General features: G+C 51.5%; 21 protein-coding genes and 1 tRNA gene. 3 read left to right on the forward strand and 19 right to left on the reverse strand.

The features are described from left to right. Window positions 1-109: 109 nt before the first annotated feature. The 7 genes from IX84_RS16740 to IX84_RS16770 all read right to left on the reverse strand — a co-directional run bounded on the left by IX84_RS16740 (window position 110) and on the right by IX84_RS16770 (window position 8,045). On the reverse strand, window positions 110-2,827 hold the full coding sequence (locus IX84_RS16740; RefSeq protein ID WP_044223373.1) for a valine--tRNA ligase: 2,718 nt from the start codon (window positions 2,825-2,827) through the stop codon (window positions 110-112). A gap of 6 nt (window positions 2,828-2,833) precedes the next feature. After that, window positions 2,834-3,721: a T9SS type A sorting domain-containing protein gene (locus tag IX84_RS16745; protein WP_044223375.1), complete on the reverse strand. Its 888-nt coding sequence runs from the start codon at window positions 3,719-3,721 to the stop codon at window positions 2,834-2,836. A gap of 208 nt (window positions 3,722-3,929) precedes the next feature. Further along, window positions 3,930-5,186, reverse strand: coding sequence for a diaminopimelate decarboxylase (gene lysA, locus IX84_RS16750; protein ID WP_044223377.1), 1,257 nt, complete (start codon window positions 5,184-5,186; stop codon window positions 3,930-3,932). Window positions 5,187-5,253: 67 nt separating this feature from the next. After that, window positions 5,254-5,799, reverse strand: coding sequence for a helix-turn-helix domain-containing protein (locus IX84_RS31140; RefSeq protein WP_152605108.1), 546 nt, complete (start codon window positions 5,797-5,799; stop codon window positions 5,254-5,256). Window positions 5,800-5,866: 67 nt separating this feature from the next. Continuing rightward, a complete protein-coding gene (locus tag IX84_RS31145) occupies window positions 5,867-6,175 on the reverse strand; it encodes a GNAT family N-acetyltransferase (RefSeq protein ID WP_052516096.1) in 309 nt (102 codons plus the stop codon). A 44-nt stretch (window positions 6,176-6,219) separates the two neighbouring features. Next, on the reverse strand, window positions 6,220-7,584 hold the full coding sequence (locus IX84_RS16765; protein WP_044223379.1) for an NAD-dependent succinate-semialdehyde dehydrogenase: 1,365 nt from the start codon (window positions 7,582-7,584) through the stop codon (window positions 6,220-6,222). Between the two features lie 74 nt (window positions 7,585-7,658). Further along, window positions 7,659-8,045: a hypothetical protein gene (locus IX84_RS16770; protein WP_152605109.1), complete on the reverse strand. Its 387-nt coding sequence runs from the start codon at window positions 8,043-8,045 to the stop codon at window positions 7,659-7,661. A 149-nt stretch (window positions 8,046-8,194) separates the two neighbouring features. Between IX84_RS16770 and IX84_RS16775 the strand changes: the two genes are divergently transcribed. Further along, window positions 8,195-9,631, forward strand: a complete 1,437-nt coding sequence (locus IX84_RS16775) for a glycosyl hydrolase family 18 protein (protein ID WP_052516098.1) — start codon at window positions 8,195-8,197, stop codon at window positions 9,629-9,631. A gap of 58 nt (window positions 9,632-9,689) precedes the next feature. Further along, window positions 9,690-12,188 carry a PIG-L family deacetylase gene (locus IX84_RS16780; protein WP_238578300.1) on the forward strand — a complete coding sequence of 833 codons (2,499 nt, stop codon included), beginning with the start codon at window positions 9,690-9,692 and terminating at the stop codon, window positions 12,186-12,188. Window positions 12,189-12,285: 97 nt separating this feature from the next. Here IX84_RS16780 and IX84_RS16785 read toward each other — a convergent pair whose 3' ends face one another. The 3 genes from IX84_RS16785 to IX84_RS16795 all read right to left on the reverse strand — a co-directional run bounded on the left by IX84_RS16785 (window position 12,286) and on the right by IX84_RS16795 (window position 15,256). Next, complete coding sequence (locus tag IX84_RS16785; RefSeq protein ID WP_044223846.1) at window positions 12,286-13,170, reverse strand: UDP-2,3-diacylglucosamine diphosphatase; 885 nt, start codon at window positions 13,168-13,170, stop codon at window positions 12,286-12,288. Between the two features lie 241 nt (window positions 13,171-13,411). Then, window positions 13,412-13,852 (reverse strand): DUF5004 domain-containing protein, encoded by a 441-nt coding sequence (locus IX84_RS16790; protein ID WP_044223388.1) that lies wholly within the window; start codon window positions 13,850-13,852, stop codon window positions 13,412-13,414. A 540-nt stretch (window positions 13,853-14,392) separates the two neighbouring features. After that, window positions 14,393-15,256, reverse strand: coding sequence for an AraC family transcriptional regulator (locus IX84_RS16795; RefSeq protein ID WP_052516178.1), 864 nt, complete (start codon window positions 15,254-15,256; stop codon window positions 14,393-14,395). 415 nt (window positions 15,257-15,671) lie between these two features. On the opposite strand from IX84_RS16795, the gene IX84_RS16800 reads away from it, so the two are divergent. Beyond that, complete coding sequence (locus IX84_RS16800) at window positions 15,672-16,784, forward strand: MFS transporter (protein WP_044223392.1); 1,113 nt, start codon at window positions 15,672-15,674, stop codon at window positions 16,782-16,784. An 11-nt stretch (window positions 16,785-16,795) separates the two neighbouring features. Here the strand turns inward: IX84_RS16800 and IX84_RS16805 are convergent, their stop codons facing one another. From IX84_RS16805 to IX84_RS16850, 9 genes are all read right to left on the reverse strand, one after another. Next, the gene (locus IX84_RS16805; RefSeq protein ID WP_044223393.1) at window positions 16,796-18,328 is read right to left on the reverse strand and encodes an ABC transporter substrate-binding protein; all 1,533 of its coding nucleotides are present in this window, start codon (window positions 18,326-18,328) and stop codon (window positions 16,796-16,798) included. A gap of 168 nt (window positions 18,329-18,496) precedes the next feature. Continuing rightward, window positions 18,497-18,964 carry a MarR family winged helix-turn-helix transcriptional regulator gene (locus IX84_RS16810; protein ID WP_044223396.1) on the reverse strand — a complete coding sequence of 156 codons (468 nt, stop codon included), beginning with the start codon at window positions 18,962-18,964 and terminating at the stop codon, window positions 18,497-18,499. Between the two features lie 2 nt (window positions 18,965-18,966). Then, complete coding sequence (locus tag IX84_RS16815; protein WP_044223398.1) at window positions 18,967-19,440, reverse strand: glutathione peroxidase; 474 nt, start codon at window positions 19,438-19,440, stop codon at window positions 18,967-18,969. Between the two features lie 12 nt (window positions 19,441-19,452). After that, the gene (locus IX84_RS16820) at window positions 19,453-19,767 is read right to left on the reverse strand and encodes a DoxX family protein (RefSeq protein ID WP_202965261.1); all 315 of its coding nucleotides are present in this window, start codon (window positions 19,765-19,767) and stop codon (window positions 19,453-19,455) included. 469 nt (window positions 19,768-20,236) lie between these two features. Beyond that, a tRNA-Ala gene (locus IX84_RS16830) sits at window positions 20,237-20,310 on the reverse strand. Window positions 20,311-20,364: 54 nt separating this feature from the next. Beyond that, window positions 20,365-21,789, reverse strand: a complete 1,425-nt coding sequence (locus IX84_RS16835; protein ID WP_044223401.1) for an ArnT family glycosyltransferase — start codon at window positions 21,787-21,789, stop codon at window positions 20,365-20,367. Window positions 21,790-21,842: 53 nt separating this feature from the next. Further along, the gene (locus IX84_RS16840; RefSeq protein ID WP_044223403.1) at window positions 21,843-22,457 is read right to left on the reverse strand and encodes a hypothetical protein; all 615 of its coding nucleotides are present in this window, start codon (window positions 22,455-22,457) and stop codon (window positions 21,843-21,845) included. Between the two features lie 3 nt (window positions 22,458-22,460). Next, window positions 22,461-23,447 (reverse strand): YpdA family putative bacillithiol disulfide reductase, encoded by a 987-nt coding sequence (locus tag IX84_RS16845; RefSeq protein WP_044223848.1) that lies wholly within the window; start codon window positions 23,445-23,447, stop codon window positions 22,461-22,463. A gap of 59 nt (window positions 23,448-23,506) precedes the next feature. Beyond that, the gene (locus tag IX84_RS16850; protein ID WP_160213811.1) at window positions 23,507-25,510 is read right to left on the reverse strand and encodes a response regulator; all 2,004 of its coding nucleotides are present in this window, start codon (window positions 25,508-25,510) and stop codon (window positions 23,507-23,509) included. Window positions 25,511-25,587 lie beyond the last annotated feature (77 nt).

Consider the following 25,587-nt stretch of genomic DNA (forward strand, 5'->3'; position numbering starts at 1 on the left):
GGTAGGTTTTATTAATTAAACCGTCTGATGCCTCGATTTTGTTCGGCAAAAAAGAAAGGGCTGCTCCCTGTTACCGGAAACAGCCCTGCTTAATATGCTTTAATATGCCTTACTGGCAGCCCATGCTGGCCAGTTGCTCTTCCAGGTTTTTGACCTTGGCCTGGCCGTCAGCCAGTTTCATGCGCTCGCGCTCCACTACCGGTGCGGGGGCATTATTGACGAAGCGCTCGTTGCTCAGCTTTTTCTCCACGCTGGCTACGAAACCCTTTTGGTATTCCAGGTCTTCTTTAAGTTTTTTGCACTCGGCTTCCGTGTCAATTTCCTGATTGAGCTCCAGGAAAAACTGGGTCTTGCCGGACAGGAAGGACACGCTGTTGGGGACTTCTTCGCTGGTGAAGTCCAGCCCGGACAGGTTCGCCATCTTGATGATCATCTCGCGCAGCCCGGTAAGTTCGAACAACGCGCGGCTGTTGGCTTCGTCCTGAACGAAAAGGGCGAGCTCATCTTTCATCTTCACGCCTTTGCTGTTGCGGGTCTCCCGTACACTGGCTACGATATTTTTGGCCTGCTCGATGCGGTCGATCAGCGCCTGATCGTAAGCTTCAGCGGTTGGGTACTTGCTCATCACACAGTCATCCCCGTCAGCCCGCTCCCGCAGGTTGTGCCAGATTTCTTCGGTGATGAAGGGCATGAACGGGTGCAGCAGGGTCATTAGCCGCTCGTAAATGCTGAGGGAAGCCTCCAGGGTTTCGGCATCAATCGGCGCGCCATAGTCGGGCTTGATCATCTCCAAATACCAGCTGCAAAAGTCGTCCCAGATGAGTTTGTACAGCATCATGAGGGCGTCTGAAAGGCGGTACTGCTCGTACTGCTGCCCCAGCTTTTCGATGGTCTCGTTCAGCCGCTGTTCCATCCACTGTACGGCAAGGCGGTTGATGGCATCGCCTTCGCCGGCTTTGACCTCCCATCCCTTCATGAGGCGGAGGGCATTCCACATTTTATTGCAGAAGTTGCGGCCCTGCTCGCAGAGCTTGCTTTCGTTCAGGACCTCCTTCGTTTCCGGATCGAAAGGGGCATCGAATACAATATCGTTGCCGGCTGCTGCACTGGAGAGCATCGCAAAGCGTACGCCATCCGCACCGTAGTTCTCGATGAGCTGCAGGGCATCCGGTGAGTTGCCGAGCGACTTGCTCATCTTGCGGCGGTCTTTATCGCGGACCATGCCGGTGAAGTAGACATCGTTGAAGGGCTGAATGCCTTTTTCCTTTTTGGCGGCTTCGCCGAGCAGCCCCGGGGCATACTCGTATCCCATCATAATCATCCGGGCTACCCAGAAGAAAATGATGTCCCAGCCCGTCACCAGCACATTGGTCGGGTAGTAGTAATTCAGCTCTTCATTGGTCTCGAAGCCATCAAAGACGGAAATCGGCCAGAGCTGGGAGGAGAACCAGGTGTCCAGCACGTCTTCGTCCTGATGCAAGTCATCCAGTTGCAGGTCCGGTTTGCCCAGTTCTGTCCGGGCTTTGTCCAGGGCTTCGGCAGCTGTTTCGGCCACGAAAATCTTGTCCTCATAGTACCAGGCCGGGATGCGCTGTCCCCACCACAGCTGACGGGAGATGCACCAGTCGCGGATGTTGTCTTCCTTCAGCCAGCTGTTGAACATATTGTAGAAGTGCTCCGGGAAGAAGCTCACTTCGTCCGTTTCCACTGCCTTTAGCGCCGTTTGGGCAAAGTCCTTCATTTCGAGGAACCACTGCAGCGTCAGGCGGGGCTCTACGATGGCATCGGTCCGCTCAGAACGGCCGACTTTGTTGCGGTAGTCTTCGTCCTTCACCAGGTGCCCGCCGGCTTTGAGGTCTTTAACGATCAGCTTGCGGGCTTTGAAGCGGTCTTCGCCTACGTAAAGCTGCGCCGCTTCGCTCATGGTGCCATCGGCATTCAGGACGTCGATGACTTCCAGCCCGTGGCGCTCGCCGATTTCGTTATCGTTCATGTCGTGGGCAGGGGTGATCTTAAGGGCACCTGTACCAAACTCCATGTCCACATAGCGGTCTTCAATAATCGGGATGGCGCGGCCGATCAACGGGACAATAGCTTTTTTGCCCTTGAGGTGGGTGAAGCGCTCATCGTCCGGGTTGACGGCAATTGCGGTATCGCCCAGGATGGTCTCAGGGCGTACGGTCGCAATCGTGATGTACTCGTCTTCCGTACCCTCGATCTTATAGCGGAGGTAGTGCAGTTTGGAGTTTTCGTCTTTGTAGATGACCTCTTCGTTGGACAGCACGGTCTGCGCTTCCGGGTCCCAGTTGGTCATGCGCAGCCCGCGGTAGACTTTGCCTTTGTTGTAGAGGTCTACGAATACCTTGAGGACGGCTTCAGAAAGCTTGTCCTCCATTGTAAAGCGGGTACGTTCCCAGTCGCAGGAAGCACCCAGCTTTTTGAGCTGATCGAGGATGATACCGCCGTATTTGTCTTTCCATTCAAAGGCGTACTTCATGAACTCGTCGCGGCTGAGGTCGGACTTTTTGATGCCCCGCTCACGCAGCATTTTTACCACTTTGGCCTCCGTTGCGATAGAGGCGTGGTCCATACCGGGCACCCAGCAGGCATTTTTGCCCTCCAGGCGGGCCTTGCGGATGAGGATGTCCTGAATGGTATTGTTGAGCATGTGCCCCATGTGGAGTACGCCGGTTACGTTGGGCGGCGGGATCACGATACTGTAAGGCTCGCGCTCGTCGGGCTCAGAGTGGAAGTAGTTTTTGGATAGCCAGTGGTCGTACCATTTGGCTTCGGTATCCTGTGGGTTATAGCGGGTGGAAAGCTCCATATTTTACTATCTGGGAATGATCAGTTTGAAATGCTGCAAATATATATTTTTATTCGGTTCCTGCAGGTGCAGTACATACAATCCCGAAGATAAATCGGGGAGTTGCAGTTCGTGCCTGCCGGGGCTCAGCCCGACCCAGGACCGGATAGGCTGGCCGAGGGCGGAAACAAGCGTGGCGGACAGTACCTGATTGCCGGTATTGACCATCCAAACCCGTCCATCGGAGGGTAGGGTAGGGAAGACCTGTACCTGACCCGGCGGTTCTACCATGGTCTTACTGACTATAACCGGGCAGTCAAAGCTGAAGGTGCACTGTACATCGTCTACTGAGGAATAAGCAAGGGTGTCAGCCAGGCGGAAGCACTGCAGCTCGGCGTATTCGCTGGGGTTGAGCAGCCCACGGTAGAGGGGCCCGGCGAGGCTGCCCACGCCGCTAATCCAGGTTTCCTGCAGCCCGTTGGTGGGCACAAAGTTGATTACGGTCCGGAGCTGTCCACCTGAGCCTACGGTAGTGACGGAAGCCACTTTCAGCTGGGTGCTGCCGGAGAATTCAACGTACTCCAGCATGATTTCATCGCCGGCTTGCAGGCTGAAATCGTAAAGCAGGTGCTCTTCTGTTTCCCCAGGGCGGACAAAGAAGCTGCGCACGCTGGTTGACCGGACTGCAGCGAGATAGGTGGTGTCATTACTATCCGGGCTGATACTGAGCATTGGCGTGTAGTGACGCCCGGCGATCAGGGTGTCTCCACAGGCGACTTGCCGAAAGGTGTCAAGCCCGGCAATATTGCTACGGAAGCCCTGCCAGGCAGCGTCCTGTACCGGAAAAGACTGCCCGGTTGCCGGGCGGGCCGACAGCAGGGCAATCCATAGGAATAAAGCAATGCGTTGTGGCATAAATGCGGTTTTATTAGAGTTTATTAAAGTAAATTTTGTATGCCCCTGAATTGCCTTTTTTACCAGCTCTGCATCACGCCTGCCTGCCGAAGTATCGACACGCAGGCAGGTCCTCACCTTCGTAGCTAAGGCTACGAGGTTCCGGGCGTTCTTTGATCTGGCAAAAAATCCTAATCCATGGTCTATACAAAACCTACATTAATAAACTCTATTTTACCGCAGGCACCTCATCAAAAATCGGAGCTTCCACTTGTGTGCGGAGCAGGTCTTCCATGTTTTCCCGCTTGCGGATCAGGTACGCCTGCCCTTCGTGGACGAGCACCTCTGCGGGCCGGTAGCGGGAGTTGTAGTTGGAAGCCATTGAGAAACAATAAGCACCTGCATTATGCATACAAATGAAATCGCCCTCCTGAAGTTCCGTCATTTGCCGGTTTATGCCAAAAGTATCGGTTTCGCAAATGTAGCCGACTACGGTGTAGAAGCGGGCCTTGCCTTTTGGGCGGGAGATATTGGTAATTTTGTGGTAGGCGTTGTAGAACATGGGCCGGATAAAGTGGTTCAGCCCGGAGTCCACGCCTGCAAAGACGGTGGAGGTGGTTTGCTTGATGACATTCACCTGCGCAAAGAAGTAGCCGGCTTCGCTTACCATGAATTTGCCGGGCTCAAACATCAGCTTGAGGTCCTTGCCGTATTCTTCGCAAAACTTATTGAAACGCTCCGATATACGGCTACCCAACTCCTCAATATCGGTTTCCACGTCCCCTGGCTTGTAGGCTACTTTAAAGCCACTGCCAAAATCGATGTAGTCGAGGTCCGGGAACTCCTTAGCGATATTCAGCAGGATTTCTGCCCCGCTCAGGAAGACTTCCGGGTCGAGGATGTCAGAACCGGTGTGCATGTGGACGCCTTCCACCTTCAGTCCGGTAGCCTCTACGATGCGGTGCACAAGCGGCATTTGGTGAAAGGAGATGCCAAACTTGGAGTCGATATGCCCCACTGAGGTCTTGGCATTGGCCCCGGCCATGATGTGGGGATTAATGCGGATGCAAACGGGGGTATCCGGAAAGGCCTGCCCAAATTGCTCCAGAATAGATGTATTATCGATATTGATCTTTACGCCGTATTCCACGGCTTCCTCAATTTCTTCCAGGCTGACGCAGTTGGGCGTGAAGATGATGTCCTGCGGGTCAAAGCCTGCCCGTATGCCTATGGAAACTTCCTGTACGGACACGGTGTCCAGCCCGGAGCCCATTTTCCGGAAGAGTTTCAGGATATTGATATTCGACAACGCTTTGCAGGCGTAGTTGAGCTGTAGGCGTTTGACTTTCATGGCATTTTCCATGCGTTTGTACTGCCGCTGAATAATGGCACTGTCATACACATAAAGCGGGCAGCCATACTCCTCGATGAGCTGCAGCGGATCCACGCCTCCGCTAAGGACGTAACGGTCGTTGTCTAAAACCATGGTTTTGAGTTCATTTTAGCCTACAAAGATAAAGAATGGATCAGGAAAATAAGGGCTTATTGGCAGGCTAATGCCCCATAAAACGTTTATTGATGGCCACAATGCGCTCAAGGATATCCAGGACAGCCTTGAGGTTGCCGGTTTTTTCCTGTTTTGGATGGAGGAGCAGGTACTCTCGGAAGCCCTGCGCGACTTTGTCGGCATCATCGGTTTTGGAGGAGAAACGACTAAGCATTTCGAGGATATCCTCTTGTCGCTGATGGTTGTCGGTGGTGAGAACAGGATGATCAGAAAGCTCCAATTCGAGTAGAAGCGCGGGGGCAACATCGAAGAAATAGGCAATTCTGAGGAAGTTGGCCGCATTAGGTTCTACGGTTCCCGTTTCATAAGAAGCAATATTGCTTCGCTTCAACCCTACTTCCTGTGCCAGCTTTTGCTGACTGAGCCCGCGGGCTCTTCTTAGCGATTTGAGATTTCGCGAAAACGGAGTCTTTGCCAATGCTACGTCAAATAAATAGGTAAAGCCCTCATCCACGCAAGCCATGAGGGGATCAAAACACTCGCAATTTAGGAAATCTTTTGATTCGGCGCTCAGAAAATGGGTGTTGGGCAAGAAAAAACCGGGCTTACCTTACTCAGGCGCCCGGGTTGGTCAGGTGATTGGCTAATAAGGGTATGGTTTATTTGGTCCGCATCCCGGCAAATTCAGGGTGGCGGTTCATCCATCCTGACATAAAGGAACAGGTGGTTTTAATTTTATAGCCCATTTTTTCAGCGAAGCGAACGGCTTCCATGGCCATTTTTTCTTCGATGTCTACGCCGCTGAGTACTTCGGGGACATAGGTTTTTTTAATCTCCAGAACATTCGGATTAGGATCAGTGTGGATGTGGTACTGCATGTACACATCTTCATCCCCCTTCATATCGAAGCGGAACTGTTCACGTGCGGTATCCTGATGAATGTCTAACGCTTGTTTCGTAATTTCCATAATTGACTTGAATGTGTTTTGGTTCCTGAGCCTGTTAGCTCTAATTACTCGATGTAGACGGTTTTGGGGTTGGTGAATTCCCTCAGACCGTAGTGGGATAGTTCTCTGCCGTACCCGCTGTTTTTAATGCCACCGAAGGGTAATCGCGGGTCTGACTTGACCATCTCATTTACAAAACAGGCCCCTGCCTGCAGATGTTCGCGCGCTATCTGTTCGCCTCTCTCTATATTTTGAGTGAATACCGCGCTGCCGAGCCCGTAGCTAGTGTCGTTAGCGATGAGTATCGCCTCTTCTTCGTCCCGGGCCTGAATGACGGAAGCCACCGGCCCGAAGAGTTCTTCATGATAAGCCGGGGTACCCTTTTTTACGTCTGTGAGGATGGTGGGCGGGTAGAAGAAGCCTTTGCCTTTGGGCTTTTTGCCGCCGATGAGCCGTTTGGCACCGCCTTTGACGCTTTTTTTGACCTGCGCGTGAAGTTGGTCGCGGAGGTCCTGCCTTGCCAGAGGCCCTAGTGCGGTTTCGGCTTCCAGAGGGTCGCCCATAACGGCTTCTTCCATCTGTGCTTTGAAGGCTTCCAGAAACTGATTGTATACCTGCCGCATCACAATGAAGCGCTTGGCGCCAATACAGCTTTGCCCGTTGTTGAGCAGCCGCCCTTTGGTGCAGACCTGTGCCGCTTTGATGACATCTGCATCATCGAGAATGAGGTAGGGGTCGCTGCCCCCCAGTTCCAGTACGGTCTTTTTGAGGGCTTTGCCTGCCATGCCAGCCACCGCCCGGCCAGCACCAACGCTCCCGGTGAGGGTCACCCCTCTGACAACGCGGTTTTTGATGATCTTCTTAACGCGCTTTTCGTCAATAATCAGACTGGAAAAAACACCCTTGGGGAAGCCGGCTTTCTCCATGATGTCGGCAATAGCAAGGGCACAGCCGGGCACATTGGGGGCGTGCTTGAGCAGGATGGTATTGCCGGCCATAAGATTGGGCGCAGCAAAGCGGAAAACCTGCCAGAAGGGGAAGTTCCAGGGCATCACCGCCAGGATCACGCCCAGCGGGCGGTAGGAGATATAGCTTTTGGAGGCTTCTGTAGCGATGTATTCGTCCCTCAGAAAGCGCTCGGCGTTTTGGGCGTAGTAGAGGCATACCCAGGCGCATTTCTCTACCTCTGCCTTAGCATCTTTGAGGAGTTTGCCCATTTCGCGGGTGATGAGCATCGCCAGGGCGTCCTGTTCTTCCCCCAAAATACGGGCAGCCTCCCGGAGCAGGCGGGCCCTTTCCTCCAGGTCGGTGCGGCTCCATTCCTGAAAGGCGGCCTGTGCACCAAAGATGGTCTTATTCAGCTTCTTGTTGCTGATGAGCTTATAGGATTTGACGTTTTTGCCCGTAGTTGGGTCGATTGCAGTTTGCATATTATTATGGAGTCGATTTTTTATACTGACGATTAAGTGGTTTGCTACAGCAAACCACTTCGTATTGCGTATACTTAAAGAGGTATTCCAAGGGTTTGGCTGATGTCAAGTAGCTGTACTTCCAGTTCGTCTAACTCATGGTACCATTGCCCGAGCACGCTATCCTGCTGCAGGTGCTGGGTGCGCTGGCTGAGTTGTTGGTATTGTTTCTCCAAAGCCTCTGCCTGAGCACGCAGCCTGCCGGCCTCCTGTCGGGGGACGCTGTAGGCTTTACGCCGCATTTTTTCCGTGCGCCGGTTAATTTCCTGCATCGCTTCGCCCAGCCGGAGCAGCATGACTTCCCGGATACTGTCCCGCACTTCATAGACATCATCACTGTCCGGAGGGACGGTATTGTCGATGGGGCGGCATTGCAGCAGCATCAGGGCGAGCATCAGGGCCAATGCGTTAATTTTTGTCATTTTATTCAGGTCTAAAACAGTTGGATCAAACTTAACCAAGATAGACATTTCTGCAGACTTGGTTACCAGGCCTTATTCCGGTAAATTTGGGTTTCATCTTTATAAAATCCCTATATTTCGGCTCAAACCAAGCAACCCGTCTTTGAAACATGCACTACCGGCTGATGTTCTCCTTTGTTTTATTGTGTGCCGTTTTTCCCAGTCTTTTCGGGCAGGAGCAGAAGGTAGTTGGTTATTTGCAGTACGGGAGGGGTTATATGCTGGATGAAATTCAGTTTGAAAAGCTGACCCACCTGTGTATTGCTTTTGCCAATCCGGATGATAAGGGCCGGTTACAAACAGGAGGCGTTGACATCAGCCCTATCGTAAGCAAAGCCAGAGCGGCTAACGTTAAAGTGCTCATTTCGGTAGCCGGTGGGGCGCTTGACCCTGAATGGGCGGCGGCCTGGAAGACTTACATGCAACCCTGGAACCGGCAGTACTTTGTGGAGGAGATCATGCGATATGTCCGCCGGTACGAGTTGGACGGGGTGGACGTGGACCTGGAGTGGAAGCATGTAGACCACCACTATAGCCCCTTTGTACTGGCACTTGGGCGGGCTTTGCATGCGGAAGGTAAAATGATCACAGCGGCACTGCCGGGTAAAAAGCGGTACAAGCACATTTCGGATGCAGCGCTACGTATTTTCGACTTTATCAATATCATGGCCTATGACCTGACCGGTCCCTGGGCACCCAATCTTTCGGGGCCGCACTCGCCTTTTACGTTCGCAGAGTCCTGCCTGCAGTATTGGAGAAAACAAGGAGTACCTTCCGGTAAACTGGTACTGGGCCTGCCCTTCTACGGTTGGGACTTTACCAACCGGGACCGCATCCGGTCTGTAAATTATGGCGTGATTGTAGACCGCAACCCGGCATTTGCCCACCTCGATCAGGTCGGGCAATTGTATTTTAATGGGCTGATCACGATCACGGCAAAAACGGAACTGGCTTTGCAGCACGCTGGTGGAGTTATGCTCTGGGAGCTCGGCCGGGACGCCTTCAACGAGTACTCTTTGCTGGAAGCCGTCAGCCGCGTAATGCGGGGAGACACCTCTGCTTTGCCTGAGCCTCCGCCTGCCCTAGCCAAAGCGGAGATGAAAAAAGAAAAAATCACTGACTTGCGCGCCGAGCAGCAGCGTAAGGCTACCGCCCGGTTTATTGGGCCTATGTTGCCGGCAGATACGGTGGATGCCGATTTCGGAGAGGCGCCGCTCGCTGGGGAAAGAATGGACCCGTATCGTCTGGACCTGGAGGTATTGCCCAACCCTTTTACGGATACCATCACCATCGTGAATCATGAGATGGGCCCCATCCATCTGGTCCTGACCAATGACAGAGGGCAAGTACTGTTTGAGTCTGATGTACAGCCAAATTCTACCCTGACCTGGGAAACTTCCAGCTTCCCGCACGGTTATTATACTTTCTCCGCTATGGTAGGGGGGCGGCAGCTGTCCCGCCGGCTGATCAAGCGGATTCCTGCGGATAAGCCACTGAATGGCGTACAATCTAAAGGAGGGGTACTGCAAAACTGGCCCGAGCACTAAAGCAGAAGCATCCAAATTGAACCATAACTAACTGACCTGAAAGATGATGAAGTGTAAGATGAGCATATTACTGGTCTTGATGCTGCCCTTGCTGGTGTGCGGGCAAGCGCCCGAGCGCTGGACGGCAACCGAGATCTACCAGGGTATTGAGAAGTTGAATTTCCTGGGCTCTGCCTTGTATGTAGCCGCTCACCCGGACGATGAGAATCAGCGCCTGATTGCTTATCTGGCTAATGAATACAATGCCGAAATGGCTTATTTGTCCCTTACAAGGGGCGATGGCGGGCAAAACCTGATCGGCCCGGAAATCCGGGAACTGCTTGGTGTCATTCGTACACAGGAACTCCTGGGGGCTCGCCGTATTGATGGTGGTAAGCAGATGTTCACCCGGGCAAACGACTTTGGGTATTCGAAGCACCCCGATGAAACACTGGAAATCTGGCAGCGGGAGGAAGTCCTGGGCGACGTGGTCTGGGCTATCCGGAAGTGGCAGCCGGATGTGATCATCAATCGTTTCGACCACGAATCAGCCGGGCGTACCCACGGCCACCATACTTCTTCGGCGATTTTATCCTACGAAGCCTTTGACCTGGCAGGAGACCCCGATGCCTACCCGGAACAACTGGAATACCTAGACCCCTGGCAGCCCCGCCGCCTGTTTTTCAATACCTCCTGGTGGTTCTATGGCAGTCAGGAAGCTTTCGCGAAAGCAGACAAAACCAACCTGATGAGCGTGGATATCGGCGTGTATTATCCGATGCGCGGCAAGTCTAATAATGAGATTGCAGCTGAGGCACGGAGCATGCACAAATGTCAGGGCTTTGGGGCGACTCTGCAGCGGGGCACCCAGCAGGAATACCTGAAATTGCTCAAGGGCGATATGCCCGAGCAAAAGGAGGACCTGTTTCAGGGCATTAATACCACCTGGAGCCGGGTGAAAGGGGGAGAGGCCGTTGGTGCGATCCTGGATCAGGCCCTGGAAAATTTCACCTTTGAGCAACCTTACAAGGTGGTGTCCTACCTTCTGGATGCCCGCAAAGCGATGGATGGGGTAGAAGAGGGGTACTGGAAGCGGGTCAAGTCCAAAGAGCTGGACGAGCTCATCCTGGCCTGTATGGGAATGTACGTAGAAACCACTGCCGAGGATTACTCCGCTACCCCGGGCGAAACCATTGAGCTGACGATGGAGGCCATCAACCGTTCGCCGGTCACTGCGCGGCTCAAATCAGTGACTTACGAGCCAGTGATGGCTGATACGACGCTGGCACTGGAACTGGAGAACAATCAACAGTATGAGTTTTACAAAAAGCTGGCATTGCCTGGCAACATGAACTATACCAATCCATACTGGCTCAATGAGGAAGGCTCCCTGGGTATGTACAAAGTGGAAAATCAGCAGCTGCGCGGGCTGCCGGAAACGCCCCGGGCTTTGCAAGTGGCTTTCCATCTTGAAATTGAAGGCGTGCCCATGACCGTCATCCGGGATGTGGTGTACAAGGAAACAAAGCCTTCACAGGGCGAAACCTACCGGCCCTTTGAAGTGACGCCACCGGTGTTCGCCAATATTGCGGAGAAGGTATATGTTTTTGCCGGTGACGAGCCACAGGAAGTGGCGGTCCGGGTACGGGCAGGCAAGGATGAGGTGAAAGGGCAGTTGTCGCTGTCTTTACCGGAAGGCTGGCGGGCTGAGCCTGCAAAAGCGGCATTTGAAATTGCGGCCAAATCCGGAGAGCAGGTCGTTACCTTTATGCTTTATCCCCCCGCTGAGCAAAGCGAAGGGCGTATTCAGGCGGTGGCCACCCTGGAGAATGGGCAGGCATATACTAAAGGCTTGAATATCATTGCCTACGATCATATTCCCACACAGACTGTCATGTTGGAGAATAGTGCCAAAGTGGTGAAAGTGGATATTGCTACAGCTGGTAAGCAGATTGGCTATCTTATGGGGGCTGGTGATGAAATCCCGAACAGCCTGGAGCAGATCGGGTATGAGGTAGCTCTGTTGTCGGATGAAGATATTACCCTGGAGCAATTGCAGCAGTACGATGCCGTGATATTGGGCATTCGTGTGTACAATACCAATGAGCGCATGGCTTTTCATCAGCCGGTACTGCTGGACTATGTCAAACAGGGCGGCACCCTGATCAATCAGTACAATACCACCTGGAACCTCAAGGTCGATATGGAAGAAATAGCGCCTTACCACCTGAAGATTAGCCGGGACCGGGTAACCGTGGAGGAAGCAGAAGTGCGTATGCTCGCGCCCGATCATCCGGTGCTTAACTGGCCGAATAAAATCACGGCCTCTGATTTCGAAGGATGGGTGCAGGAAAGAGGGCTCTACTTCCCTAATGAGTGGGGCGACGAGTTTACAGCGGTGCTTTCCAGCAATGACCCCGGTGAAGACCCCAAGAACGGCGGGCTGTTGGTGGCGCCCTACGGTGAAGGGTACTACGTTTATTCCGGCTACAGCTGGTTCCGCGAGTTACCGGCAGGTGTGCCCGGTGCCTACCGCTTATTTACCAACCTGATTTCAATTGGGAAGGAGAACCGATAGGGCAGGGACCAGGAAATAACAACGGTCAAAATATTGAAGGCCCGGTACATGTTTGTTTACCGGGCCTTCTGATTTAAGCTTGTATTGGGAAAGGGCATTAGTGAGCCGCAGGATGCTGCTGCCTTGTGATTTGCTGAAAGATTTCTTCGGTGCTGATGTTGCCAATCAGGTCGGCATCCTCTTCTATTTCAGCGGTTTGTTCGGCCTCTTTGACCCGGAGTTTTGGATTGACAAAGGCATAGTCCATTTCATCGTATTCGTATATTGACCAGCGGCCCCATTTGTATTCCAGGGCGGTCAGGCTTTCCACCCAGTCGCCGGAGTTGAGGTAAGTGACTTGATGGCCGTGTGCTTCCTGTGAGCGCATTTGTGCCCGGTGGATGTGCCCGCAGACTACGTAGTCGTATTTTTGTTCTCCGGCCAGCTGTATGGCGGTGTCCTCAAAATCCGAAACAAATTTAATGGCTTCCTTGACCGATGATTTTACCCGCTTGGCAAAGGACATTCGAGGCTTGCCAAGTGCCATGCGCATCTTATTGATAAAGCGGTTGAGCATGATGAGCCAGTCATAGCCTTTGCCACCGATTTTGGAAATCAGGGGCGAGTACTTAATGAAAAGGTCGAAGATGTCTCCGTGAAAAATCCAGTAGGTTTTACCGTTGAGCTGCAGCAGGAGCTTGTCGCGCAGGTGGATGTTGCCGGAGGAGAAGTCAGAATAGCGGCGCAGGGCATCATCATGGTTGCCGGTAATGTAGTAGACCTTGGTGCCTTTGGCCGCCATTTTCAGGATGCGCTGAATGACCTGAATATGCTCTTTGGGGAAGTACCGTTTGCGGAACTGCCACATATCAATGAAGTCTCCATTGAGGATGAGCGTACCGGTCTTAATACTTTTAAGATAGTTGAGCAATTCTTTGGCGTGGCAGCCATAAGTGCCCAGGTGCACATCTGAAATAATGACAATATCTAATTCCCGCTTCATATCTGCCTTTGAATCTGCATGCCAGCACATGGAAAATCCCAGGAACTGACAGTTGCCATGAATTTGGGTGCAAATTCCGGCTTATATGTAAAGTAGGTGTAAAACGGGAATTATATATGTTTTAATCTTTTGCCTGACGGAAGGGGTATCGAGCGCGTTTGGCGTAGGTTTGGCAAGGATGCCGGGGAGCGCAACTTTTCGTTTTTGCGCTGCTCCCCGGTACTCTTTCAGACCGCAATCCCTATTCATTAGCAGCGGGGGCAGGGCCTTCCACTTTCTTTAGAATGCGGGTATACTTGGAACGCCGGGTGGTATCAGCGGCCAGGACAAGCTCTTCGTTCGTGAGTTTGGTAATTGTGTTGGGAATTTCCTGTGAGCCCAGGTTCATGAATAAGGTTTTGGCATCCGGGCTTATTTCCCAGGAGCCGTTGAGGGTGGCGCCATTTGGCGTTGTAACGAGCATTGAGCCATCTTCCTCAAAAATGAAGGCATCATTTTGGTACATCATCACGAAGCGCTCCAGGGCCACCTGCTCCTGAGGAGAGGGCTTGGTCTTCTGGAATTCTTCACTCATGCGGGCCGGGTTGTATTGCCATTTGCCCAGTAACATCTTTTTTTCCTCATCATTGTTGCTGCAAGCCGCAAGCAAGGCGATCAACGCCACAAAAGCAATCTTCTTCATGGGATAAGTGATTGTTAGTTAAACATTTGAGTGGGGTATGGGCCTGCCTTTTTTGCTGCAAAAGGAGGCACGTACGCCGCAAAAGTAGGACCTGAAACGGAAACATCCATCATTCCCACCCAAATATTTACCTTAGTAGTGGGGCAAAAATAAAATACACAACTTTTATACTGACGATTAAGTGGTTTGCCACAGCAAACCTACTCAATGTCAGCATTCACGCTGAGAAGTGGCTTCCTCCGATGTTGCAAGCCACTTCGTATTGCGTATAAAAAGCTTTTGCCCCAACGTTGCACAAAACTCGCTCTCTGGTTGGTTTTGTGCAACGTTGGAACAAAACCAGTTGTGTATTTTCTTTTTCGAGAAGCCCTGAAGCTAGTGCCTCAAGCCATCAATCCTTGACACCCCAAGTTTTGTTATTTTCCGCCTACTCTTCGTTGAAGAACCGCTCCTTTAGCTCGGGCTAAAGTCGCGAACCTTCGCCTTGATTAGTCGAAAAATAACTTCAACTTAAGTATCAGAGATCTATGACTTGAGGCACTAAGAAACGACTTTCCTGATATTTTTACGATAAGCCCTCGGGCTGAGGTTGGTAATCTGCTTGAACTGCCGGTTGAAATGAGATAAGTTGTTGAACCCGCTTTCAAAGCTCACTGCGGCAATCGTCATGCTGTCATCCCCAAGCAGGCGGCAGGCGTGAGCAATGCGGAATTCATTCACAAACTGGCTAAAGGTTTTGCGGGTGAGCTTCTTGAAGTACCGGCAAAATGCAGGCACCGTCATATTGGCCAGGCGTGCCGCTTCATCAAGGTTTACTTCATCTTTAAAGTTGTATTGTACATAATGGTAGATGGCCTCTATCCGGTCCTGATCCTGTGTGTTGACCTCCAGTGCAAAACCACTGGCGTTCAGCATCTCGTAGTCTTTGGCTTCCGCCATTTCCTGTAGAATGTGCAGCAGTGTAAGCAGGCGTTCAAAACTATCCTGCTTCAGCATAGCCTTCAGTTGTTCACCCACCCGGTCTTTCACCGGGCCGCTGAAGGAAAGCCCCTGCCGGGACCGCTGGAAGAGCTGCTTAATGGCCTGCATTTCTGGCTTTTTCAGGAATTCGGACCCCAGAAAGTCTTCCTTCATCTGCACCACGATTTCGGTATGTGCCTCAAAGACCTCCTCCGTAAACCCAAAATGGGGGAGATTGGGCCCCAGGAAGATCAGGTCGCCAGATTCAAAATAGGAGATATGGTCCCCAATATGCCGCTTGCCTTTACCTTTAGAGATGTAAACAATCTCGTACTCCGGGTGGAAGTGCCAGTTGGGGTGATTGCAGTCGTCGGATTCATCGAAACTCCTTAATGTAAAGGAGTTGCCAAAAACCGGTTCTATTTTTTCAAGTGCAGCTTTCATGCTCATGGTTTATCAGCTTGGGGCTTCCGCAGTATAATTTGGCTGTGTGGTAAGGGCTATGGGCGGGAACAGCCACATAGCTGAGGGAAAAAATGGTTGGTTATGCAGAGAACGATGTTTGTCCTCTGTTTCATATTGCTAATACAGTAAGAAATTGAGAAAAGTTCAGCCCTTCACAAAAAGTTAATATGGTATTGATATTGGTAAAAATGGCGGAAGAAAGGTTGTTGTAACGCCGTTACCTTTGTACCAACAAATTTGAAAGAAGACTTAAGTTTCATACACTGTTTTTGAAAGTGGTGACGACCCCATGGTTAGGGGGGGCGTCACCATTATTTTTTGCATGACTTACCAATTGTCCATTTTCTAAGTAATTTTGTCTATGATCAAAACCCTCAAAACGTTCGCGTTTCATATGCCCAGCCTTTCGGTAGGGCTCACTTTTTTCACATTGAGTATGCTTTTTGGCAGCTGGCTGGCCCGTTTGCCTGAAGTACAGGCCCGTTTGATGTTGTCTGAGGGGCAGCTTGGGCTTGCACTTTTAGGGCTTCCGGTAGGCGCGTTACTGATGATGCCGCTGGCCGGGTGGCTTTCTGCCCGGTTGAGCAGCGGGCAGGCGATGACGCTTTCCACTTTGCTTTTCTGCGGCGTATTTCCACTACCGGCTTTTGCCCAGGGGCCTTACAGCTTATTCGCCGGGCTGCTGCTTATCGGCTTTGTGAACAGCTTTATGAATATTTCCATGAATGCAGCGGCGGCGGCAGTGGAACGCCATTACCACATCGCCATTATGTCGGTTTGCCACGGTATGTTCAGCCTTGGAGCGATGGTGGGGGCGGGGAGTTCCGGCCTTATTGCCTCTCTTGGCGTTTCTCTCCAGGTACACCTGATCACGGTTGCGCTGCTGATGGTCGGTTTGCACCTGCTGCTGCGGCCGGTCATTCATTCTCTGCCCAGTGCGCCATCAGAGAATAACGGCCTTTCCATACCACCCCGGGCGTTGCTGGGGCTTGCCTTCATTGGCTTTTGTATTATGATTGGGGAGGGGGCAATTGCGGACTGGAGCGCGATTTTTCTCCGTAAGGAACTACAGGCGGGCCCGTTTATAGCGGGGTTAGCCTATGCCGGGTTTTCCATGGCGATGGCCATTGGCCGCTTTATGGGCGATGGTATCCGCTTGCAGCTGGGGCTGGGAAAAGCCGTTACTATGGGCAGCCTGCTAGGTGCTGCCGGGCTTTTGCTGGCAATTTTGGCGCCATTGCCGGTGTTGTCTGTACTCGGTTTTACAATTGTGGGGCTCGGTTTTTCAACGGTGGTCCCCCTGCTGTTCAGCGCTGCAGCAAATACACCCGGCGTGAGTGCAGGCAACGGTATCGCTGCTGTGGCAAGCTCAGGGGTCATCGGCTTTTTGGTCGCTCCGCCCCTGATCGGGTTGATCAGTGACCACTTTGGGCTGGCCCTGGGGTTAGGTTTTGTAGTGGTACTGGCTGTTTTAGCTTCCGTAACGGCACGTAGCATCAAAGCTTGAGCCAGGCTTCTCTACAACGCACTCAGCAGTGAGGTGTCAGACAGCACATCCCATTGCAGGTGCGCGGCATCGGCCAGGTGAGGGTACTGCCGCTTTAGGAACTGCGTGTACAAAGCTTCGCCATCCTGTGCATTCCCCTTTTCATGGTGGCCAATGCCGAAAAACCGCCGATTGTCTGCAAGGTCGCAGAGGTGGACCTTATTTAGAGAGGTCTGGAAGTAATTGTTCAGGGCATCCTCCAGCGATCCGCGTATAGAGCTGGGAATGATACTCGGTAGCGGCTTGATGATGGCGTTCACGAGTACCCCCACTGCTTTTTGCGGGTAAAATTCGTCATTAAGGAAATGGTCAACTTCCCGGAACCAGCCTTTGAGCAGTTCTGTGATTTCCTCCCGGTTGAGATTGATGTATTCCTCACTGGTGAGCAGCACATCGGCGATGAGGTTGGGGTAGTCGGAAGAGTCGGTCAGGACTTTAATGTCTCCGCAGCCTTCGGCAATGCAGGCTTCCACGAAAGGGCTCCATAGCACCAGTGCATCAAGGGTGTCGTCCTTTATGAAGCGTTTGGTAAGGAGGTCCAGGTCGGTGTGTTTTTGAGGGATGGCTTCCACTTCTTCGGGCCTGATCCCATGCTCCTGCAGCACATACTTCAGGAAAGTATGGGAAGGCGAGTCCTGGGGGTAGAGTATGCGTTTGCCCCGAAGGTCAGCCACCGTTTTGATACGGCTCCTGGACAGAATGGCGTCGGCACCATTGGACCAGGAAGCCTGGTAGAAAACCTTGGGCGACCATTCCTTGATTTTATCGGCTACGTAGGGCAGGCGGTCAATAGTGCACCACATCATATCAATCTGCCCGGCTTTGAAGTCATCGCAGAGCTGATCGAGGTGGTCATTAAGCTCAAAGTGGACCTCTCGCCTGTATTTCTGGAAAAGTGGTGTATTTTCATTACGGGCGAAGCCACCATTGTACATGATGCTGGGTATGAAACCGATCCAGGTAGGCAGGGCAATCTGTACTGACTTGGCATTAATGCGCGCAATGTATTCCTCCAGAGACTGTGCGATGCTTTCGTAGACTTTGCCCCGGCTTTCTCTGGCCTCCGGCAGCTTGTCAAACACTCTGAGGTTCTCAATGTCGAAATGCTGATCGTAGATGTCGTCCCAGCCATAGAGGTGATTAAGGAGAATAGGCATAATGAAGCGCTCCTCCTTGCGGTAGGCGTCGCTGTCGCTAAACCTGGCGTAGGTGGTCAGCAAGTCCCGTACTTCCTCATCTACGATATCGTCGTTGACAAATTCCGGGCTAAAAAGCAGCAGCGTAATATCTGCCCGCTTCAATTCATCCTTGAGCTGCCGATCTACGGAGCCCCCTATGTCAATGTCGGTGGCGGTCCAGATGTGTACATTCGGATAGCGGGCATTGATGCTGGTGAATTGCTTTTCCAGCTCCTCCCAGGCTTCCTGATCGGCCCTGGCGTAAAGGACGGCAATGTGAATGTTGGTGCTGCGGTCCTGCGTCTCTGGTATCGGTTGTATGGGCATAATTCTTAGTGTGTTGCGCTTCATGCATAGTCCTAAAACGGGGAAAAGCGGCGCTCGTTACGCTTTTGCGGGTTAAATTAAGACTTTTTTAATTTATCCGCACTTTGCCTTGAACTGTTACCGCCAAAGGATATTTTTTCGCGGCTTTTCTCTTGTCAGGTCGATAGGTCACCTTTGATCTCGTTCTGCCCGTTCACTCAGGATTTCGACCAGCTTGAACAAGGTCTTTTGGAACTGTAGGACCTCCGGTTCCGTGAGCCGGCTGTCGTTAAAGGATTCGATGATCGTTTTAGGTATTTCCTGAGCTTTGTCCTTTAGCTGTGCTCCGGGTTCGGTGAGTTCGACCAGTACACTGCGCTCGTCTTTAGAGGACCGCCTTCGGGTGATGAGCCCTTTCTGCTCCAGGCGTTTGAGCAAAGGTGTGAGGGTATTGGATTCCAGATAAAGGCGGCTGCCGATTGCATTGACGGTTTGCTCCCCATGCTGCCAAAGGACCAGCATGACCAGATACTGCGGGTAGGTCAGGCCAAGGGCCTTCAGCAAAGGGGCATAAATTTTAGTCGTCATCCTGGAAGCAGCGTAGAGCGGGAAACAAAGCTGGTTTTCCAGGTAAAGAGCCGCTGCAGTATCGCTCATGGTTACAGCAGTTTTTTGATCGTTGACTCCATCTTTTCGGGCTTCGTGACCGGCGCGAAACGCTTCACGGGCTTTCCGTTCTTATCAATGACGAATTTGGTGAAATTCCACTTGATTTTTTTCCCGAACAGGCCATTGAGTTCATCTTTCAGGTACCTGAAGATGGGGTGGGTGCCTTCGCCGTTGACCTCCACCTTGGTGAACATCGGGAAGCTAACCCCGTAGTTGATTTCACAGAATTCCTTGATGTCCTCAGCGTCCCCGGGTTCCTGATTGGCAAATTGATTGCAGGGGAAGCCCAGCACGACAAGCCCTTCGTCCCGGTACTTCTGGTAGAGCTTCTCCAACCCTTCGTACTGAGGCGTAAGCCCGCATTTGCTGGCGGTGTTGACCACCACAACGGTCTTGCCTTTGTATTCCTCCATTTTGACTTTTTTGCCATTGAGTTGTTCGGCTTCAAAGTTGTAAAATTCCATAGCAGGTCGATTTTATCGGTTTGATTGATTGAATAAATATTTGAGTGCTCCGGTTGACCAAAGTGCCCACAAAATGAGTACGGGCTGAAAGAACAGGCGGATAAGCCGCTTGCGGTCGGTGTTCAGCCCAAACGCATCAATACCGTTGGTATATTGGGAAACGTTGCCGGGGAAGATCAGCACATAAAAGATCGCCAGCGCAATGCCCACCTTGACCTTATGTCGGGCCCAGAAAACCATAGCCAGCCCGAGCGCAATTTCCGTCACACCAGAGGCGATGACCACAAAGTCCATAAAAGCAGGGTCGCTCGGTAACCACCTTGGCACCTAAGCCTGGAACTCCTCGCGTTGGAAGGTAAGATGCCCGATGCCGGCCAGCCCCATGAGCAAGCCGAGGATGACACGGAATACGTTTTGAAGTGTTGTTGTTTTCATTTGTATCGATTAAAATTAAATCGTGTGCGATGTAAATGACAAACGTTTTTTTAGTTTACCAGTTCATGGTCACGGCTACTTTTTACTATCCGTCTTTCCTTGTTGAATCCCTGCTGGATCTAACCACTAAGCCGAATAGGAAAAATGGCGCTTATCAGCGTTCTTTTCAAAAGGATGGATTTGAGGGATTGGCTTTGCTCTTCCCCGGAGAGGGGAGTCCTAATGTAATTTTCCAGAGGAGAGCTGTATAAACGAATAAGACCCTTGATCCAATTCAGAACCAAGGGTCATTTTTGCCGCTTTTGCCATTATTATTTGCCACTTTTATATCTGAAGGGCAATGATTTAGCAAAAAACCTTGTGGAGAATACCGGAGTCGAACCGGTGACCTCTTGCATGCCATGCAAGCGCTCTAGCCAGCTGAGCTAATTCCCCGCTTTTTAGCGAATGCAAATATAAGGGCTTTTTGGAAAAGGTGCAATAAGGTTGTTAATTTTTGCGCTCAAAAATTACCACATAGTCGCCAATATTGGCCACCTGAGTGTAGTGCGCTGTCCGGTAGGCGGAAAAGCGTTCGGTTTCGACGGGATAGCGGAAGACCATGAAGCGGGGGGCAGCGGCCTCAATTTTCGCCACTTCTTTCTCCACATCAATCTCCATGGCTTCGATGTGCTTGTCCAGCCAAAACAAGGAAGGGTGGACATAAGGGATGAGTGGAAGGCGCCGGGTCATGAAATAGATCGCCTGATCCTCCTGTGTGTAGATACGGTCGCCGGGCTCAAGGTGCTGATTGAGGTATTGAGCAGCGTAACGGACATTATCCGGGCGGTCGAGGTAGTCTTTCTTTTGAAGCAAGAGGTGCGTAACAAAGAGTAAGCCCAATAAGGCATAGCCAATTCGCGGGTGGCGCATCCAGCGCAGCCACCGGGGTACCTCCTGCCGGGGCAGCCCGAAGAATTCCCCGGCCAGATAACTAAAGGGCAGCATAAACTGAATGTAATAATGCCCAAAGGCATTACCGGGAATCAGCACGGAGGCCAGTGCAAAGACAGACCAGATCAGGCCAAACTGCCGGACAGACAGCTTGACGGTTTTGTGCCAGAGCCCTATGATAAACAAGACCGTAACGGGCAAAAACCGCAGGAAAAATTCAAAGAAGAAAACGATGTAATGCGAAAAGGCACGGGAAGAAGGGTAGCGCCCGGCTACCGTGATTGAGTTAAACCAAAAGCGGTCGAATTCTCCAATCTGATAATAGTAGCTGACTACCATGGCAAAAGGGATGGTTGCACCCAGCGCCATAGTCAGCGCCTTGCTCAGGGCTTTGACCACATTGCCCTCCCGGCGCAAAGACTGGAACATGAGAAAGGCCCCAAAGGCTAGCCCATCAAAGAGCACTACGTATTTGATGACAAAGCCAATGCCCAGCAGCAGGCCGGCTACCAGAAAAGCAGTATAACTGCGGTATTTAAAAAAAAGCAAAAGTGCGCCGGCAGTGAACAAATTAAAGTAAGTCTCTGTATTTGGGGAAACACCAAAGCGTGTAAATAATGAATTCAGGATAAGATAAATAATACCCGCTGACAGCGCAGCAGCCCAGCTACTCCCCTGTATACGTTTGGCGCGGTAGAGCAGAAATGCAGTAAGGCCCAGTACCAGGGCCGCAACGAGCCGGTAACCCCAAATGGCATGGCCAAGCAGAGACTTTAGTGCGGCCAGTACCAGAAAAATACCTATAGGTTTGGTATCAATATAGTCTACCTGATAAGTGTAGCCTTGTGATACGGCATCTGCGATGACGAGGTAGGTAGACTCATCGTGATCAATGACCGATGGGAAAAAGGAGATCAGGCGGATGGATACTGCTACCAACAGCAATATGCTGAGCGCCTTAATTGATTCAGGAAGTCGCAATGTCAGGTGTCATTCGTTTTGTGGCTAACAATAGAACAACAAATATAGGACAATTAATCTTCTTCCCAGTCCCGCATTTTGCGCAGTAGCAAGTCAATCCTTGCAACGATATCCTTTTGCTCCCGGCGCTTGAGCCGGGCAGCTTTTCTGGCGAGCTCTTCGTTGCCAGACCGCTCCCGGGTCATTTCACTCAGCACGTCCTGATAGTCTCTGGACTCCCAGTAGCCGCTTTCGTCTTCTACCTCCAGGTCATGAAAGTATTTTTCTTGCAAATAACGTAGTAAACTAACTATTGCAGCGTGGGTCTCCGGCCCTGCAGATTGGGTGTGCACTGTAATCCAATTTGGCGTGACAGCATAATTATCAACTGCGCTTACTGCAACTTGTATTGGAGAAGTCAAAACCCCCGAAGCACTAAAACAAAAATAAAGAGGGGCGCAGTCCTGATGAACCTTTAGAATAATGCCCTTCAGGCCTGAGTCGCCCACCAAGGCAGGCAGGCCGGCACTATTGCGCTCCAGGCGTGCGTCCGGTCTGCGGTCCCAGTGTCCGTCAAGTACCTGAGTGGGCCAGCGCATAGACTTTCCTATATCTTCGAGCTCGCAGAGCAGTGCTGCGGATTGCCGTTTGTCCGTCAGGGTGCCCCGGTAGTGGATGCTTAGCCCCATACGTTAAATCGGTTGCAGCTTAGGCACGCGCCGGGCAACTTGCTTAGCGATGACCGTGCCGTGGTCTCTTGTATTCTCAATAAAGAGTGAATTGGTTTTCATACCAGCGCAGACCACGCCCGCCAGAAAAACATTGGGCAGGCTGGTTTCTAATGTTTCCGGGTTATGATTGGGCACCCGTGCTTCATCCTCTGGTATTTCGAGCCCAAGACTGGATAGCAGGTCGTAATTCGGGCGGTAACCGGTCATGGCAAGCACCCAATCGTTATCCAGTTCCACTTCTCCTTCCGGGGTTTGCAGGGTTACAGTATCCGCCTGAATGGATTGTACTGTGCTGTTCCAGTAGGTAGGAATACTGCCCTCCTTTATCCGGTTTTCAATATCGGGCTTAATCCAGTACTTCACACCTTTGTATATAGCATTGCCCCGAATTGCCATCGTTACTATTGCCCCTTTGCGCCATAGCTCCAGTGCTACCTGGCAGGCAGAATTAGCAGCTCCAACCACAAGTACTTCCTGTCCGACATAGGGGTGGGCATCATCGTAATAGTGTTTGACTTTGGGTAGGTCTTCACCGGGCACCTCCATCATGTTTGGGGTATCGTAGAAGCCAGTGGCCACGACCGCCGCCCTGGCCTGATAGGTGCGCTTTGAAGTTGAGATCAGATAGCCGCCAGTGCCATCGGGCTCCATTTTTGACACAGGCTCGTAAGTATGCACATTGAGGGACCAGGCTTGCTGCAGGCGCCGGTAATATTCCAGTGCTTCCCGGCGAGTGGGCTTCTCGGTATGAGAAATAAAAGGGACATCTCCAATTTCCAGACGTTTGGAAGTGGAGAAAAAGGTCATGTTATCCGGGAAATTATAAATAGAATTGGCGAGTACACCTTTTTCAAGGACCAGGTGGCTAAGCCCTTCCTTATGTGCCGCGATTGCACAATTGAGCCCTGTCGGCCCACCGCCAATGATAATCAAATCGTAACTTTCCATGATTGCCTTTCCTTTTTCGACAATCATTCAACGCAGTAAAGGGGGGCAAGGTTGATGGATCAGGGAATGACTTGCTGTAAGACCCTCTTGAAAAGCCCTTCCGGCTTGACCGGCTTTACTACATAATCATTAATGCCAATCGACTGGCACCGCTCCTGTTCCTGCTTGGACTCATTGGCGGTCAGGGCAATAATGGGTGTGTTGGACTGGCTTCTGATTTTGATAGTGGCCTGTATGCCATTCAGCACAGGCATTTCGAGGTCCATCAGTATGATATCATAGTCGTTCCGGGAGGCCATTTTTACGCCTTCCAGCCCATTTACAGCCACATCTACAGTGACCTTGTCCGACCAATTCGTTAGCATTCGCTTGGTGGCCAGGCGGTGCAGGTCATGGTCTTCCACCAAGAGGATACGGAGCGGAGCCGTTGGCGTTTCGGGCAACGACCTGGGCTGTTGTTCGGGTGTTCCAATAGGCAGCTCAATTTTGATCTCGAACTTTTGGCTGGTCTTCCGGACAGGCTTTAGCTGCCCTCCCATAATGGCGGTAAGCTGTTTGGCAATGACGAGGGGGAGCATTCGGCTGGCTTCTACGCTATGGTCCTTAATAATATCTTCATCCTCAATCATTTCTTTGGCTTCCTCGAAGTTGAAATCGTCAGATTGAAACATACAGCGGACCAATAACTCAAGGTTGGTATTTCGGCTGCCCCTGACGCCCAGCGAAAGACGGGTTTGGGCATCGGGCACCGTGAAGTTGACGGCAAGCTCCAGGGCGTTGTAAATAAGTTGGGTAAGCCGCTGAGGGTCACTGATAATGGTATCCGGCAATTTCTGTGATACGTCCAGGGCTAGATCACTGCCCGATTTTTCTGCCCTGATTTTAGAGATATCCAGGACAGTTTTCAGCATATTGGTAACTTGAATCTCTGAATAGTTCAGGTTTACCTGCTCGGTACGGAGCGTACTGAGGTTTATCCAGTTGTTCAGTGCAAAGCTCAGGTCTTCCAAAGAGGATTTGATGCCCCTGATATATTCTTTTTGCTGGTCCTGAAGCGTTGTTTCCTCCAGGAGATAAATGAAATTAATCACGGAGGCGATGGGCGTCCTGAGGTTATAGGAAAAATCAGAAAATAGCACTTTAGGGTTTTCATGCGCCGGGCTATCTGACTTGTGGTCAGGGGTTTGCTGGGAATTCTCCTTGTCCGGTTTTGGCGGTTCCTCAGGGTCAGGCCCGGGCCCGCTGTCCGGAGCAGGTTGAGGAGGGGAGGGCTCAGGAGCGTGATTGGAAACATCCTGAATGCTGCCCAGGAGCATCATTTGGCTATCCTTTTCAACATAGCTGACCTGCGCATTCACCTGTACATGGCGGACTTTCTTGTTGTCAATGACAATACGATGATTGATAGTGTGGGGCTTGCCGTCACTCATAGCTTCTTCGAAGAATTGCTCTACCTCTGCCCGGTCATTGACATGAACGTACTTGAGGTACTCAGAAAGTGATGGCAGGAAGCTGCCTGGCTGGAACCCGAAGAAGCGAAAGATCTCATCGTCCCAGTGCATGGAAGTGTCCACCATATTCATTTCCCAACGCCCAAACCTGGCTATCTTAAGCGCCCTTCGGGTGCGCTCTTCGTTTTTGCTGAGGTCATCGGCTTTTTTCTGGAGCTTTGATTGTGTGGCAAAGCGCTGAAGGGAGTAGTTAATGGTTTTGACAAGGAGGCGATGGTCAAAGGTGCCCTTGACCAGAAAATCCTGAGCGCCTGCTCTTACGGACTGAATGCCCATGATCTCATTCTTATAACCGGTCATGACAATAACCGGCGTATTTGGGGCTTTTTCTCTAAACTGCTGCAAGGTTTTGAACCCTGTAACGTCCAGCAGGTTGAGATCGAGCAGTACGATGTCCGGTGAGCATTCCCATAGCTTTTCCAACCCTTCTGACAGAGAGTCAGATGTGAACAAAGTGTGCTTGTAATTGGCCTCTTTAAGGAGTGCTTCCAGCAGCGTAATGTCTGACTCGGAATCTTCAATGACCAAAATTCTCGTATTGTTATTGCTCATAACCATTAACCGCTTCTTTCATTCCTCCCATTCGTCAGTTCCTGAATAGGGTTCGGGGTTAAAAATAGCTTTGGTTG

Source organism: Phaeodactylibacter xiamenensis (assembly GCF_000759025.1).
GTDB classification, from domain to species: Bacteria; Bacteroidota; Bacteroidia; order Chitinophagales; family Saprospiraceae; genus Phaeodactylibacter; species Phaeodactylibacter xiamenensis.